General features: G+C 48.2%; 12 protein-coding genes. 7 read left to right on the forward strand and 5 right to left on the reverse strand.

What is annotated here, in order from left to right; translation table 11 throughout:
• Window positions 1-19 precede the first annotated feature (19 nt).
• From CBP12_RS08035 to CBP12_RS08045, 3 genes are all read left to right on the forward strand, one after another.
• On the forward strand, window positions 20-508 hold the full coding sequence (locus CBP12_RS08035) for an Lrp/AsnC family transcriptional regulator (protein WP_086963968.1): 489 nt from the start codon (window positions 20-22) through the stop codon (window positions 506-508).
• Window positions 509-661: 153 nt separating this feature from the next.
• Window positions 662-2,173, forward strand: coding sequence for an NAD-dependent succinate-semialdehyde dehydrogenase (locus CBP12_RS08040; RefSeq protein WP_086963969.1), 1,512 nt, complete (start codon window positions 662-664; stop codon window positions 2,171-2,173).
• Window positions 2,174-2,253: 80 nt separating this feature from the next.
• On the forward strand, window positions 2,254-3,675 hold the full coding sequence (locus tag CBP12_RS08045; RefSeq protein WP_086963970.1) for an aspartate aminotransferase family protein: 1,422 nt from the start codon (window positions 2,254-2,256) through the stop codon (window positions 3,673-3,675).
• 51 nt (window positions 3,676-3,726) lie between these two features.
• On the opposite strand, the gene CBP12_RS08050 is transcribed toward CBP12_RS08045, so the two are convergent.
• The 5 genes from CBP12_RS08050 to CBP12_RS08075 form a co-directional block, all read right to left on the reverse strand.
• Window positions 3,727-5,379: a mechanosensitive ion channel family protein gene (locus CBP12_RS08050; RefSeq protein WP_086963971.1), complete on the reverse strand. Its 1,653-nt coding sequence runs from the start codon at window positions 5,377-5,379 to the stop codon at window positions 3,727-3,729.
• Between the two features lie 267 nt (window positions 5,380-5,646).
• Window positions 5,647-6,927 (reverse strand): C4-dicarboxylate TRAP transporter large permease protein DctM, encoded by a 1,281-nt coding sequence (dctM, locus tag CBP12_RS08055; RefSeq protein ID WP_086963972.1) that lies wholly within the window; start codon window positions 6,925-6,927, stop codon window positions 5,647-5,649.
• Entirely contained in the window at window positions 6,924-7,568 is a 645-nt protein-coding gene (locus CBP12_RS08060) for a TRAP transporter small permease (protein ID WP_086963973.1), read from the reverse strand. The genes dctM and CBP12_RS08060 overlap by 4 nt, the downstream gene beginning before the upstream one ends.
• An 80-nt stretch (window positions 7,569-7,648) precedes the next feature.
• Entirely contained in the window at window positions 7,649-8,641 is a 993-nt protein-coding gene (locus CBP12_RS08065) for a TRAP transporter substrate-binding protein (RefSeq protein ID WP_086963974.1), read from the reverse strand.
• A gap of 465 nt (window positions 8,642-9,106) precedes the next feature.
• Window positions 9,107-9,421, reverse strand: a complete 315-nt coding sequence (locus CBP12_RS08075; protein ID WP_086963976.1) for a YkgJ family cysteine cluster protein — start codon at window positions 9,419-9,421, stop codon at window positions 9,107-9,109.
• A 541-nt stretch (window positions 9,422-9,962) separates the two neighbouring features.
• Between CBP12_RS08075 and CBP12_RS08080 the strand changes: the two genes are divergently transcribed.
• The 4 genes from CBP12_RS08080 to CBP12_RS08095 are packed head-to-tail and all read left to right on the forward strand — an operon-like array spanning window position 9,963 to window position 15,120.
• Complete coding sequence (locus tag CBP12_RS08080) at window positions 9,963-10,796, forward strand: c-type cytochrome (protein ID WP_086963977.1); 834 nt, start codon at window positions 9,963-9,965, stop codon at window positions 10,794-10,796.
• Window positions 10,797-10,846: 50 nt separating this feature from the next.
• Complete coding sequence (locus CBP12_RS08085; protein WP_086963978.1) at window positions 10,847-12,232, forward strand: cbb3-type cytochrome c oxidase subunit I; 1,386 nt, start codon at window positions 10,847-10,849, stop codon at window positions 12,230-12,232.
• Between the two features lies 1 nt (window position 12,233).
• Window positions 12,234-13,052, forward strand: a complete 819-nt coding sequence (locus CBP12_RS08090; protein ID WP_269765806.1) for a CbbQ/NirQ/NorQ/GpvN family protein — start codon at window positions 12,234-12,236, stop codon at window positions 13,050-13,052.
• 1 nt (window position 13,053) lies between these two features.
• Window positions 13,054-15,120: a nitric oxide reductase activation protein NorD gene (locus CBP12_RS08095; RefSeq protein ID WP_086963979.1), complete on the forward strand. Its 2,067-nt coding sequence runs from the start codon at window positions 13,054-13,056 to the stop codon at window positions 15,118-15,120.
• Window positions 15,121-15,124 lie beyond the last annotated feature (4 nt).

Below are 15,124 nucleotides of genomic sequence, written 5' to 3' on the forward strand. Positions count from 1 at the left end.
TGGCGGATAAGGAGCTTTAATGCGCTTAGACAGATACGACATTTTAATTTTACAAATCCTTCAACAACAAGGCCGTATTACTAAAACGGATCTTGCCCAAGCCATTAATTTGTCCGTGAGCCCCTGCTGGGAGCGAGTGAAACGCTTAGAAAAAGCCGGCATTATTGAAGGGTACGGGGCGCGAATTAACCGCCAAGTATTGGGTAAACAAACCAGTGTATTAGTAGAAATAAGCCTAACGAGTCATAGTGCCAGTCGCATGCAGCATTTTGAAAAAACCATGCGCGAGTGTGAGCAAGTCGTGGATTGTTATGCCACCGGTGGCGGCGTGGATTATGTACTGCGTATTTTATGTGAGGGCATCGACCAATATCAGCGGCTCATAGATCATTGGTTAGATGCCGACTTAGGTATAGATAAATATTTTACCTATATAGTGACCAAAACCATTAAGCAAACTAGCAGTATTCCTATCGAAGACTCCCCCGGCTTATTGCTCTCGATCTAAGCGCAATAGCAGCCTGCAGTAAAAACGGCGCTTTTTTTAGCGCTAAACAAAAGAAAAACCTCTTTTTAGTCGCCATTACCAAAAGTAATTAGCGCCCTCCTCTCTAAGCTTAAAACAACAGCATAAATAACGTTAACACTAAGAGGTGCGCTTATGAGTCTACAACTACATGCCGTCAGTACCAGCAAAGTCACCGATGCCATTATGCCGTACTTAACAGACGCTCGGTTAGTGCGCGAACTAGCGTATATCAACGGTAAGTGGGTGCATGGCCCCCAAGATATCGATGTACTTAACCCTGCTACCGACGATGTGATTGGCCACTGTACTCAATTAGCCCCACTGCAAATTGAACAAGCAATTGAACATGCTCATCAAGCATTTCAATCTTGGCAGGCCCTACTGGCCGATGAGCGCGCTGCTATTTTAATGCGCTGGCATGACTTAATTTTAGAAAATAAAGAAGACTTAGCGCGCCTAATGGTGCTAGAGCAAGGCAAAGCATTAAATGATGCCCAAGGTGAGATTGACTATGGCGCCTCTTTTGTACGCTGGTTCGCTGAAGAAGCGCGCCGTGCCTATGGTGAGACTATACCTAGTCACATTGCTAACGCCGAGCTTGCCACTATCCGAGAGCCTGTTGGGGTAGCCGCATTAATTACGCCGTGGAATTTTCCGCATGCCATGATCACCCGCAAGGCCGCCGCCGCATTAGCGATAGGTTGCACTGTGCTCATTAAACCTGCCAGCGAAACGCCTTTCTCGGCGTTGGCCTTGGCCGAGCTTGCCGAGCGCGCGGGCTTTCCTGCCGGCGTGTATAACGTGCTTACCGGTAAAGGTAGCCAGGTGGGTCAACAATTATGTCAGTCAGAAAAGGTGCGCGCGCTGTCTTTTACCGGCTCTACGCGAGTTGGAAAAATTTTACTCGCCCAAGCTGCCAGCACCGTTAAAAAATGCTCTATGGAGCTTGGCGGCAATGCGCCCTTTATTGTATTGCCAGATATGGATATCACCGAAGCGGCCAAGGCGGCGGTAGCAGCTAAGTTTCAAACCGCCGGCCAAGACTGTTTAGCGGCCAACCGCATTTTTGTGCCCCATGCTCATTATGAACAATTTTTAACAGCGTTTGCCGAGCAAATGGCCAGCATCAAAGTCGGCAATGGGTTTTCTGAGGGCGTGACCTTAGGGCCGCTGATTTTTCATGAGGCAGTCGATAACGCACAGCAGCTCGTCGATGACGCTCTCGCAAAAGGCGCACGTTTAATTGCCGGAGACCAAACCAAAGCGCTCGGCTCCAACTTTTTTATGCCTACGTTACTTGCCGATATTACACCGCAAATGCGGGTATTTAGTGAAGAAAACTTCTGTCCTGTAGCCGGCGTTATGCCCTATCACTCGTTAGATGAAGTGATTGCACTGGCTAATGACACTGAATATGGCTTAGCAGCCTATGTGTATGGCCAAGATATTCGCCAGCTTTTTCAAATTATTAAACAGCTTCAATTTGGCATGGTGGCCGTAAACTCCGTGAAAATGACCGGTCATGGCATTCCCTTTGGCGGCGTTAAACAGTCGGGCTTAGGTAGAGAAGGCAGCCGCCACGGCTTTGATGAATACAGTCATCTTAAGTACTACTGCTTAGGAGGACTCACGTCTGATATGTGAGCACAGCACTAAGCGTACACAAGATAACGTCAGACCTAAGGCGCTGAACGTACAGCGACTCAAAAGTTAAGGAGCTCAACATGACTCTAGCTACTCAAAAATGGTTAGAAATGGATCGCAACAGCGTGTTTCACGCCTCCACTCATTTAAAGCAATATGCCCATGGCGAGCTTAAAGGGCGCATTATTACCGGCGCCGAAGGGATCCGCATTAAAGACTCCACTGGCATCGAGCTGATTGATGCTTTTGCTGGCCTCTATTGTGTCAACATCGGCTATGGTCGCTTAGAAATGGCCGAAGCCATTTATGAACAAGCTAAGAAGCTTGCTTACTATCACACCTATGTGGGGCACACCAACGAGGCGCTGATTGAACTGTCAGAGCGCATTATTAAAATGGCGCCCGCCAATATGAGTAAAGTCTATTACGGCACCTCCGGCAGTGATGCCAACGAAACCCAAATGAAATTAGTTTGGTATTACAATAACGTGCGTGGCCTGCCAGAAAAGAAAAAAATTATCTCTCGTCACCGTGGTTACCACGGCTCCACTATCGCCTCTGGCTCACTCACCGGCTTAGATGCTTTCCATGCTCATTTTGACTTGCCCTTACCACGGGTAAAGCACACATTAGCGCCCGTTTATTATCACCGCGCAGACAACCAGATGAGCGAGCTGGAGTTTTCCGCGCACTGTGCGGCTGAGCTGGAAAGTATGATTTTAGCTGAGGGGCCAGAGACAGTCGCCGCCATGATAGGTGAGCCTGTGCTGGGCACCGGCGGTATAGTGCCGCCGCCTCAGGGTTACTGGAGCGCAATTAAAAAGGTACTAAATAAGTACGATATCTTATTAATTGCCGATGAAGTGGTGTGTGGTTTTGGCCGCTTAGGCTCAGACTTTGGCTCATTGCATTATGATATGCAGCCAGATTTAATGACCATTGCTAAGGGCTTAACTTCGGCTTATCAGCCACTTTCGGGGGTGATTGTGGGCGATAAAGTGTGGAAAGTGTTAGAAGATGGCACCGATGAGTTTGGCGCCATCGGCCATGGCTATACTTACTCTGGTCATCCCATGGGGGCGGCGGCGGCATTGTGTAACTTGGATATTATTGCTCGTGAAAAGCTCACCGAGAACGCGCGCGACACCGGTGCTTATTTACAACAACGCATGTTAGAAACCTTTGCTGATCATCCTTTAGTAGGCGATGTTCGCGGGGTAGGCTTAATGCATGCGCTGGAGTTTTCTAGTGATAAAGCTCAGCGCCAGCCCTTTGATCCCGCGTTAAAAGTAGGGCCACAAATAGCGGCGGCTTGCTTAGAGCAAGGCTTAATTGCCCGTGCTATGCCGCACGGTGATATTTTAGGTTTTGCACCGCCCTTGGTGGTCACGCCCGTAGATATTGATGACATAGTGGCGCGCACCGAAAAAGCGGTAGATAAAGTGACCGACCAACTGATCCGCAGCGGCGATTTTTCCAGTCGAGAAAAACTACGCGCTTAAACTTGTTAGCAATAAACAGGGTAGCGACTTTGCTACCCTTTTTTATGGTGCTTAATCTTGGCTAGGAGGTGCTGTGAGCGCCGCCACTGCCTGTTCAGCCTCTGGCTCTTGTCCATAAACGCGCTCATAAGGCCACCAATTAGGATGATGAGTGCGCACATGAGCTAACATACCTTCGCGAAGACGCATCGCCGTCGTCCACGCAGTGGAGGGATCTGGCGACATGGCATAAAAAGATAACTCTTGGCCAGCGCGACTATGGCGGGTAACACTGGCAGCCAAAGTATGATGATCAATCACCCCTTCATCATTTTTGGCTAATTCAATAAACACCTCGCGCAGCTGACTAATATCGGCGCTGTGATCCAACACCAATACGATCGTTTTCATAATGCGCGCATCTTTTACCGACCAGTTTTCAAAAGGTTGCGAAATAAAGTGCTTCACCGGCACAATAATCCGCCGCTCATCCCAGGTGCGCAGGCGAATAAACGTGTAGAAAATACTTTCTACATAAGCCCAGTTGCCTTCAAAGAGCACACTGTCACCAATGCGCACCGGCTTAGCTAAGGCAATCTGCAACGAGGCCATAATATTGCCCAGCACCGCCTGCCCCGCTATGCCCAGCAAGACTGTGACTACCCCAGCAGATGCCAGCAGTGACATGCCTAACGACTCAAATAAATTAAGCTGGATCAACACCACAATAAAGGACACCGCCACCATCACTAATACCACGATGCGGCGCAGCGCATAAATTGAGGTATAAAGCTCTCGCTCCTTAATACTGCGCGTGTCATCAATTTCGCCAATTACCCGCAGCGTCACGCGGTTTAAGACGGCATCAATAATTTTGAGCACTGTCATGCCCAAACCCGACACGATAACAATAATTAAAAAGGGATGAACAATATTGGTAGCAGGCCCAGAAAAGGACACACCCATTCTAAAAAAGAATTGCGCCACCGCCGCCATAATGACCACGGCTAACGGTAAACGCGTTTTTTCTGCCGCTTGGCGTAAAATAGGACTGTTGGCTTTATGGCCAAGCCAGCGCATAGTGCGATTCACCAGCCACCCTAGCCCCAGCAAGACGACTAATAACAGCGGCAGTGCAATCCATTCCCATAAGCGCAACCCCCCTACTTTCTCTTTTAAAGAAGCAGGAATGTAGGCCTCAAATAAATGGGGGCCAAAAGCTTCATATAAAATAGGAATGTTTTCCACGGTTTGTGGCGTAAATAGCCACACCGGCTCACGGTCTTTGGATTTATAGCGCGCTAAGCGAATTTCATAGGTTTGGCCATTAAGCTTAACCATTTTCAAGCCAATATCGCGTCGTGCTTGGCCGGTAAGTGGATGATTAGCCGGCCCTTGCTCTTCCATGGCATCGGGGCGGGCGGATAAGCTAGACCAATCAATCCACAGCTGGCGATCAATAACTAGCCCTAATTCCCGAGCCAGCTCAGCGCCGCGTTTGGCGCGCTGTGCCTTAGGTAAGTCGGCAAGATTTAAAAACTGTGCCGCCTTTTGATACTCACTGGCCTCGGTTAGCGCGACAAAGTTACGTACCGTTTCTCGGGGCGTACGCCGATTAGCCCCCTTGGCGCCTTTTACCGTACCGGTGGCTGCAAAGTCCGCTTGATACCAGGAGCCACTTTCTTGGCTAGCTTCAGCCAATGCATAAGGAGAGGTGAAACTCACTAGGCCTACACTTAACAGTAGGATTACCCCTCTTAACAGATGAAAAAAAGATAGCGAATAAATAATCGACTCCAGCAATGTTAGTTAGCAACCATACCTTCTCAATATAGCGTGCGCTGTTACTGAGCATAAACGGCTTCGTCTCTAATGTCTGTTAGCTACAGCTTTTATCTGTGATGAGTGACAACAATACTTAATAAAAAAGCGGCGAGCACTTAGTGCTCACCGCTGTCAAATCATCTCAATAGTCACGCTCTCTTAATACCACTACATACCTAACCAGTTAGGTAAGCCCATGGAAATACTCGGCACATAAGTGACTAGCATTAAGAAGCCTAACAAGATCATCAGCCAAGGTAGTGCCGCCTTAATCACTTGTGATAACGGCATACCGGTCACTGCCGAGGTAACAAATAAGTTTAAGCCCACGGGTGGCGTGATCAAGCCAATCTCCATATTCACCACCATAATAATACCCAGATGAATAGGATCTATACCCAGTTGAGTAGCGATGGGAAATAAAATAGGGGCCAAGATCAAGATGATCGCCGAGGGCTCCATAAAGGCACCGGCAATCAAGAGCACAATATTCACCACCAATAAAAATATCCAAGGCTGCAAACCGGCTTCTAATACCATATTGGTAATTTGCTGAGGAATTTGCTCAGTGGTTAACACATGGGCAAATAACATGGCATTAGCAATAATAAACATCAGCATAATAGTCAATTTAGCTGACTCTAATATCACCTTAGGTGCGTCTTTAATGCGCATATCTTTATAGACAAATAACGCAATAAAGGCCGAATATACGGCGGCCACCGCAGCGGCTTCGGTGGGGGTAAACATGCCCGAATAAATGCCACCTAAAATAATTACCATTAGCAGCAGACCCCATACGGCCTTGCGTGCAGCACTTAGCCATTGGCGAAAGCTGGCCCGAGGCAGTGCGGGTAAATTTTTCTTCACCGCAATTAAATAAATTGCCACCATTAATACCACGCCTAGCAGCACGCCTGGCACTACCCCTGCCATAAACAAGGTACCGACCGAGGTTTCGGTCGCGGCGGCATATACCACCATCACTACCGAGGGCGGGATCAAAATGCCCAAGGTACCGGCGTTCGTCACAATACCTGCGGCAAACTCTTGCGGATAACCAGAGCGCACCATGCCGGCAATGGCAATCGAGCCTACCGCCGCCACTGTGGCAGGGCTGGAGCCAGACAGCGCGGCAAACAACATACAGGCCATCACGGCGCCGATGGCTAAGCCGCCACGAATATGGCCCACCGTCGCATTAGCAAAATCAATTAAGCGGCGCGCTACGCCGCCTGTGGTCATAAAAGAACCCGCCAGTAAGAAAAAAGGAATGGCGAGTAAAGTGTAGTGTTCACTGGTTTCAAATAACTTAATGGCCAGCGAGCGCACCGAGTCTGGGCTAAACAACATGATGGTGACTGAGCCGGCTAAGCCTAAAGAAATGGCTACCGGTACTCCAATAAACATCAGCGCAAACAGTGCGGCAAACAGAAACGGAATCGTCATTTTTTAGACCCTTCTGTTTCAGATAATTTCATGGCATCGGCGGCTTCATCAGCCAGACCCAAGCCCACTTGTTGATTGCGCACCAAGCGCACAAATATTTCTACAAATCGAATAAATACGAGGGTAAAACCAATGGGTACTATCATGCCAATGTGCCATTGCTGCACCCCAAATTGTCCCAAATCATCGGCGCCAATGGCCGCTTGCATTAAGGTATTGATCCATTCAAAACTGGCCACACTTAATAAGGCGGCATAGCCTAAACAAAATAGGCAAGCGAGCACGGCAATCACTCGCTGTACTGAACGCGAAGTCAGTTTGACTAATGCATCTACGCCAATATGCCCGCCAATGCGCACGCCATAAGCCAGGCCAAAAAAAATCAGCCAAGCAAATAAGGCTTTAGTTAGCGCATTACTCCAAGTCATGGTTTGCACGGCATCTAAGAAAAAATCACCAATGCTATAAAAAAATTCTGAGGTCGCTTCTGAGCCCTCGGCAAAGTATTCGCCTATGGCATAAAAAAGGGTGTAAATGTTATTTAACATCACATATACAAAAGTGACTAGCGTCATGGCTGCTAATAAGAAGACAATCAATGCCTCCTCAAAGCGATCCCACATTAGGCGCAACATCGTCATACTCTTTCTCCAGCTACCGCACCTACTAAGCTTTGGCTAATAAACAGCTTAAACCCATGTTTAAGCTGCTTAAGCTTAGGTTATTGTTCGTTTGCAGCTTCTGCCGCGGCAATCCGCTCGGCACCAATTTCTTTTTCAAACTTTTTCCAAACGGGTTTTACTTGTTTGCGCCATTGGTCGCGCTCTTCTTTGGTTAGCGTAATAATTTCACTCTTACCACTGTCAATAATGGACTGTTTATCACGCTGATTGATCTCTTCAGCATGTAAGTTCACCTCGGTCGTCACTTCATCCATAATGCTGCGCAGCTCAGTACGAATATCTTCGGGTAAGCCATTCCAGAACTTGGTATTAGTGATCACCATGTAGTCCAATAAGCCGTGATTAGACTCAGTAATGTACTTTTGTACTTCGTGCATTTTTTGCGAATAAATATTGGAATAAGGGTTTTCGGCCCCGTTCACCACTCCGGTTTGCAAGCCTTGGTATACTTCGGCAAAGCTCATTTTTCGCGGGTTGGCACGCAGTGCTTTAAATTGCTCATCTAATACCGCTGACGCTTGTACGCGAAACTTTAATCCGCGCGCATCTTTAGGTACATGCAGTGGCTTATTGGCGGACAACTGCTTCATCCCGTTATGCCAATAACCTAAGCCGGTAATGCCTTTATCTTCCATACTGGTAAGCAGCTCTTGGCCTACGGGCCCTTTTTGAAAGCGATCTACAGCCGCAATATCATCAAATAAAAACGGTAAGTCATAAATTTGGATGGGCTTAGAATAATGTTCAAACTTCGCCAATGAGGGCGCAATTAATTGCACATCACCCAATAACAAGGCTTCCATTTCCTTACCATCGCCAAATAATGAGGAGTTAGGATAGACATCCACTTCTACTTGGCCAGGCAGACGCTCTTCTGCCAACTTTTTAAATAATAAGGCACCTTGGCCTTTAGGCGTATGCTCTGCCACCACGTGAGAGAATTTAATTACAATGGGCTCTGCCGCCGTAGCAAGGCCCGCCAAACTCAGTGATACGGCACATGCCAGTACCTTAGCAGTCGTTTTAAGCATTAAAATTTCCTCTTCCTTAGAACAATTAACGCCGCACCGGCGACAGATATAAAACACCTTCACGGCTATCAGCTATACAGTAATTTTTTTAGCAAAACACAGTGACTGCGCCTAAAGTCGATCGCTTAGACATTTATCAGCATCCCAGCTTAAATTTTTTTGACGAGTATCAAACTCTGTTCGCGTTTTTAATAAAAACCTTTACTAGGTTTTATCTTTCTCCAACCAGTAAGATAGGTAGGCGCATTAAAAATGCACTAAGTGACTTAGAGTTTTTGGTAGCGAACAGTGAGGAATTAAAGATGGTAGTGAGGCAGTGACGCTAAAGGAGAAAAACGGGGTATTAGGAAGATTCAGTCACATTGCTCATTGCCGATATAGAGCCTGAGCATGCAGTAACAAGGGAAAGAATTTATTATCTAATAGATAGCGAGTTTACTAGAGCTGTGATTAAGAGCTTTGCTGTTACAACAGCTCGGCTCTTTCTTCTAAACATTCCACCGAGCCCATCTCAAACTCTCGGCAAATCCAAGGGCGGTGTTCATAAATAGTGCACAGCATGGTTTCTCGGTCTAGTGCCGCGCACCAGCCATCGTTTAAGCGGCGCATCGTTTCACTGCCCCATTTATCTTGGCTAATGTAGTGCTGTGGCACACCGGTGTCAGAAATGAGCATTACTTCTAAACGACAACAGCACGCTTGGCAGCTAGTGCAAGTCACTGAGGAAGTACTTGGTTGGTTTAAGTTTTTAATCGCAATCTTGTGATTGGTATCTAACATTCACCCTCTTACATTGGAGCTTAGCGTTTTAGCGCACAAATAATCACCACATCTTAGCATTTGCCTCCCCGATGACCAAATCAGCAGCTATCTTTACTCAAGTGAGAGATAAGCGTTTTTATTATTGCAGGTAAGTGTTTATCGCTGCTTGTTTTTTATACAAACAAGCGTCACCTCACAAAACCGATATAAACAAAAATTTATTTTAAAAAGTTATATTTGAGTCTTAAGCCTTTAGTCTCTAGGCTTATCATGCTTTTGAAAAGCCTATTATAGAAATAGCGCTTTGTTTTGGGCTATAGCACGGCTGGTAAGTGGATAATAAGTCTTTTACCATCGTCCATTATTAATAAAAACAATACATTAGAGTTATGTGAAATACCTCTGGGGGAGAATGCGCATGCAGCTTAATAATCTCTATAAACCGATAAGAATTGCGAGTTTTGTGGTGCTCGGCCTAATGGTAGTAGCCGTGCTTTATGCGTTTACCATGACAGTGACCCACTGGACTGGGATTAGCGTCTAAGAATGAGGCACCATTATGAATAATAGACAAGCTCGGCTATTTGCTATCGGCTCGACCGCCTTCGCTGCCATCTTGTTTTTAGGGATGACAGTGGACAGTCACCGACAATTTCCTGAACTCACTAATGCTGACAAGATCACGCCAGAAGTAGTTCATGGAAAAGACGTATGGCACAAATATAACTGTATTAACTGCCATACCTTATTTGGTGAGGGTGCTTATTATGCACCGGATTTAACCAAGATCACTCAGCATAGAGGGGAAGCCTATCTGCACGCTTATATGCGTGATCCTTCTAAGTTTTACGATGAAAACAAACACCGTCGCTTAATGCCTAAACAAGATCTTAGCGAAAAAGAAATCGTGGATCTGGTGACTTTCTTAGGCTGGGTGAGTGAAGTTGATAACCAAAACTGGCCGCCAAGACCCATCTTGGTGACGGGTGGCTTTAGCCAAGCCGCCAGTGCCGCACCTGCAGTAGCCAGCCCAGGCAGCACGCCGGTTAATAGCGACAGTGATCCACGCGCCTTAGGTGAGCAAGTGTTTGCCAGCGCCGTTCCTACGTGTAAAGCATGTCACTCCTTAACACCTGGTGCCGATGGCGCAGGCCCAAGTTTAGCGGGCGTGGTGACACGTACCGAAGAACTACTTGCCAGTGGTGAGTACCAAGGGAAAGCGAAAGATGTAGAAGCCTATTTGCATGAGTCTATTGTGGAGCCCTCAGCCCACTTAGTTACCGGTGATATGTACTCGGCCGGTGGGACTTCGTTTATGCCAAATAGCTATGCTGAAAGTCTGTCTGAAGAGCAAATTGATCAGCTCGTGGCCTTTCTTGCAACCTTAAAATAATCGCTAACGGCCGTCGTATTCGTACGACACCGTGATAAAGGAGAATTACAATGCGCTATAAGTCCCAGGCAGTCGCCTATTGGTACTTTGCCGTGGCCATGGTGTTATTCGGTTTGCAGCTCGTATTTGGCTTGCTTTCCGCCACCAAGTACTTAGGCCCGGATCCGCTACTTTATGTCTTGCCCTTTGACGTGACTAAAGTTATTCACACTAACTTATTGATCGTATGGGTACTTACCGGCTTTATGGGTGCCACCTACTGGCTAGTTCCAGACGAATCTAGAACTGAGCTACACAGTGTAAAACTGGCTTATATCCAGTTGATCCTGTGGACCTTAATGGGTGTAACCGCCGTTGTCGGTTACCTGTTCCGCTACGGTACTGGCAACAAGCTGTTAGAACAGCCCCTGCCTCATAAAATCGTCATCGTCATTTGTATGCTGATTTTCTTGTATAACATTGGCATGACCATTAAAAAGTCTGGCCGTTTTACTACCACAGAAGGCGTGTTAGTACTGGGCTTAGTGAGCACCGCGGTGTTATTTTTCCCCGCCTTGCTGGAATATAAAAACTACACAGTATCCATTTTCTACCGCTGGTGGACCATTCACCTGTGGGTAGAAGGCGTGTGGATGATGATCATGGGTAGCTTCTTAGCCTATCTCTTGATCCGCCTCTCGGGTGCTGACCGCGAAGTCATGGAAAAATGGCTATATGTCATCGTAGGTTTAGTATTCTTGGCCGGTATTGTGGGCACCGCGCACCACTACTACTGGGTAGGTGTACCTTATTACTGGTTACCGATTGGTGGTTTCTTTAGTGCTCTTGAGCCGTTAGCAATTATTGGTATGGCAATGTATGCCTATGGCGCTATGCGTCGCTCAGGCTTATCGCACCCCAATAACCTAGCTCTGCACTGGACACTAGGTAGTGCCATTTTCACTTTGTTTGGCGCCGGCCTGTTGGGCTTAGCTCATACTTGGCCAAGTGTTAACAAGTGGACTCACGGTACCTTAGTTACCGCCATGCACGGCCACGCCGCTTTCTATGGTGCTTATGCCATGATAGTACTGGCGATGATCGCTTACGCTTTACCGTCACTGACGCACAGCCGTAAAGATCATAACCCCGCCATTGGCTACTGGGCATTCTGGTTGCAGCTGGGTGGCATGTTTGGCATGACCATTTCCTTTGCGACTGCCGGCATTGGTCAGGTGTATTTAGAGCGCATTATGGGCATGGGTTACTTAGATGCTCAGCTTAAAATCCAAGTACACTTTATTATGCTTATCGCCTCAGCCTCTATGTTCTCCTTAGGTGCTGGCCTGTTTATCTTTGACTTCTTCCGCCGCAGACCGCGTTTTGAAGTGACAGAAACAGATGCACTAGGCAATGATGTGAACGACCCAGTCATTGTGACTGAGCGCAGGTTATAACATGGGAATGAATCCAGACTTACGCCCGCTGGCGGAGGCATCCGCCAGCGAACCTTGGTATCAGCCAGCCGGTAATGAAGTGGAGTTGTTTGAACAATGCCATGCTCACCAGCTGGCGGTGATGCTTAAAGGTCCTACGGGTTGCGGTAAAACGCGTTTTGTTGAGCATATGGCGTGGCGCCTTGGGCGCCCGCTTATTACCATTGCTTGTCATGACGATCTGGCGGCCAGTGACTTAATTGGCCGCTACCTTATTCAACACGATGGCACAGTTTGGCAAGATGGCCCGCTTACGCGGGCTGTTCGCCAAGGGGCTATTTGTTATTTAGATGAAGTAGTAGAAGCGCGCCAAGATACAGTGGTGGTATTACATGCCCTCACTGACCACAGGCGCATTTTACCTATCGATAAAACCGGCGAAAATCTCCAAGCTGCACCTGGCTTTCAGTTAGTTGTGTCTTATAACCCCGGTTATCAGCGCATGCTAAAAGATCTAAAGCCCAGTACTCGCCAGCGGTTTGTGGCCATGGACTTAGACTTTCCTGCTGCCGAGCATGAGGCTAATATAGTGCGCCATGAAAGTGGCGTAGACCATGCAACGGCGACCGGTTTAGTGTCGCTGGCACTGCGAATTCGCCAACTTAAAGATCGCGGCTTAAGTGAAGTGCCCAGCACCCGCTTATTAATTGCTGCGGCCACCTTATCTACTTGCGGTATTGGGCTTCGCGAAGCCTGCTATGCTGCTATCGTTTCACCCTTATCTGATGAGCCCTCTATGATAGACGCCTTGCGTGATCTCGTAGACGGCACTTTCATCTAATATGGCAGAACCCGAAGACCTACTCAGCGACGCGGCGCGACATGCCACCATTTTTACGCGTAAAATGTGGCGGCGTTATCGCCCGCTTCCTGTTGGCCCACCCACGGCAATGCTGGTGGATGTGGCTCCCCGTCTCGACTTATTAATTACCGCTGTTATGGGTCAAAGCTATGCTCTGCGCTTAGCTCAGCACCCGGCGCACCCCACTTTTTTATCGCGGCTATTTGGTCGGGTACAGGCTCCTTGGTTACAAAACGCCATTCCCGCCACTAATGGCCGCTATATATGGCTACCGGCTGACACTAACATAACCGATATCCAGCAAGGCTATGAGCTGTATCGCGTGATGGCACTGCAACAAGCATTGCGCGCTCAGCGTGGCAGTGTTGAGCCACACGGACTCACCTCGGCCCTGCAACAAGATGTGTATTTATTATTAGAAGCGTGGGCGTGTGATGCGGAGCTGGTGCGCCAATTGCCTGGCATGACCGATGCGGTGCAGCGCGCTCGCTTGCATGCTCTACAACAGCGCCCGCCGCTGACCCGCTTTTCTAAGGCGCGCCGCCCGCTCGAATTATGGCTTCGCCAATTACTAGAAAGCTCAGTGTCAGACTCTAAAATGCCGCTGAGCAGCCATCCTGCTCAATCTCGTTGGTTGGCTCAAGAGCTAATCCACAGCAAAGCGCTATTAATCAATACGCCCGAGCACCCAGACCCTCAACATCGAGAGTTTGATCTTGGTGGCGCGCCGCTACTTAAAGATTGGTGGACCGGTGAGCTGCGCCCTGCCAGTGCGGCAAATGCCACTTCCTCGCCTCAGCAAGACGAGCAAGACGCCACCCGTGAGCCTAGCGCAGATAATCCGCGCAGCAGTCATTTGCCACGCCGTCCAGAAGTGCGCGAAGCGCTAGAAGATGAAGATGAAGAGCCAGAAGAAGAAGGCCTGTTTATGGTGCAACTCGATGAGCCGCACCAGCAAGCCGAGGATCCTTTTGGTCTTAATCGCCCCATGGATAAAGATGAAGACACCAGCGCCGATGACTTTGGCGACATGTTGTCAGACTTACCCGAAGCGCGATTAGTATCAACACCTGGCACGCCAAAAGAAGTATTGATAGCCGACGATCCGCCCGACACTAATACCGCCATGCAACTCAAGCGCGCGGTACAAGAAGAGCGCGGTATTATCTATCCGGAATGGGAGTTTCGTAGCCAAACCTATCGTGAGCCCGGTGCCACAGTGCGCGTGCTGCCAAACTTATTAGGCACTCAAGCGTGGGTAGATGAAACGCTAGAGCACCATCAAAGTTTGCTTAACCAAATTAAGCGCAACTTTGAAATGCTTAGCGCGCGTCGTGTTACTAAGCGCAAGCAACTCGATGGTGACGATATTGACCTTAACGCTTGGATTGAAAGCTACAGCGATTTTCGCGCCGGTGGCGCCTTATCTGATGCCCTTTATCAAACACGACGCACTGCCGAGCGCGACTTAGCCATTACCTTACTCATAGATGTTAGTGGCTCTACCGACAGCTGGGTGAGCGAAAATAGACGCATTATTGATGTGGAGCGTGAAGCTTTATTGTTAGTGTGCATTGCGCTACAAAGCATGGGCGAGCCCTATTGCATACAAGCCTTCTCCGGCGAGGGACCCGACTTAGTTATCTTGCGTGAGCTGAAAAGCTTTAATGAGCCGTTTAGTAATGAAGTGGCATTGCGTATTAGTGGCCTTGAGCCAGAGCGCTACACGCGCGCCGGTGCCGCCCTTCGCCATGCTACGCACTCTTTAATGCAACAGCCTGCCAGCCATCGCCTGTTACTGTTTTTATCTGATGGCAAACCCAATGATAAAGACGAATACGAAGGGCAATACGGTGTAGAAGATATGCGCCAAGCCGTTATTGAAGCCACCATGCAAGGCATTTCTGCATTTTGCTTAACTATAGATCGCCAAGCACCCAGCTATTTGCCACGCATTTTTGGTGCCCACCATTACGCACTACTGCCACGACCTGAGCAACTACCTACCGCGTTATTAGATTGGCTAAAACGCTTGGTTATTCACTAGTTTG

Source organism: Oceanisphaera avium (assembly GCF_002157875.1).
In the GTDB taxonomy this organism is placed as follows: domain Bacteria; phylum Pseudomonadota; class Gammaproteobacteria; order Enterobacterales; family Aeromonadaceae; genus Oceanimonas; species Oceanimonas avium.

Coding starts and splice junctions, on each gene's coding strand:
- CBP12_RS08045 (WP_086963970.1), top strand. CDS start 2,254: ATGACTCTAGCTACTCAAAAATGGTTAGAAATGGATCGCAACAGCGTG.
- CBP12_RS08040 (WP_086963969.1), top strand. CDS start 662: ATGAGTCTACAACTACATGCCGTCAGTACCAGCAAAGTCACCGATGCC.
- CBP12_RS08080 (WP_086963977.1), top strand. CDS start 9,963: ATGAATAATAGACAAGCTCGGCTATTTGCTATCGGCTCGACCGCCTTC.
- CBP12_RS08065 (WP_086963974.1), bottom strand. CDS start 8,641: ATGCTTAAAACGACTGCTAAGGTACTGGCATGTGCCGTATCACTGAGT.
- CBP12_RS08075 (WP_086963976.1), bottom strand. CDS start 9,421: ATGTTAGATACCAATCACAAGATTGCGATTAAAAACTTAAACCAACCA.
- CBP12_RS08060 (WP_086963973.1), bottom strand. CDS start 7,568: ATGACGATGTTGCGCCTAATGTGGGATCGCTTTGAGGAGGCATTGATT.
- CBP12_RS08095 (WP_086963979.1), top strand. CDS start 13,054: ATGGCAGAACCCGAAGACCTACTCAGCGACGCGGCGCGACATGCCACC.
- dctM (WP_086963972.1), bottom strand. CDS start 6,927: ATGACGATTCCGTTTCTGTTTGCCGCACTGTTTGCGCTGATGTTTATT.
- CBP12_RS08085 (WP_086963978.1), top strand. CDS start 10,847: ATGCGCTATAAGTCCCAGGCAGTCGCCTATTGGTACTTTGCCGTGGCC.
- CBP12_RS08090 (WP_269765806.1), top strand. CDS start 12,234: ATGGGAATGAATCCAGACTTACGCCCGCTGGCGGAGGCATCCGCCAGC.
- CBP12_RS08035 (WP_086963968.1), top strand. CDS start 20: ATGCGCTTAGACAGATACGACATTTTAATTTTACAAATCCTTCAACAA.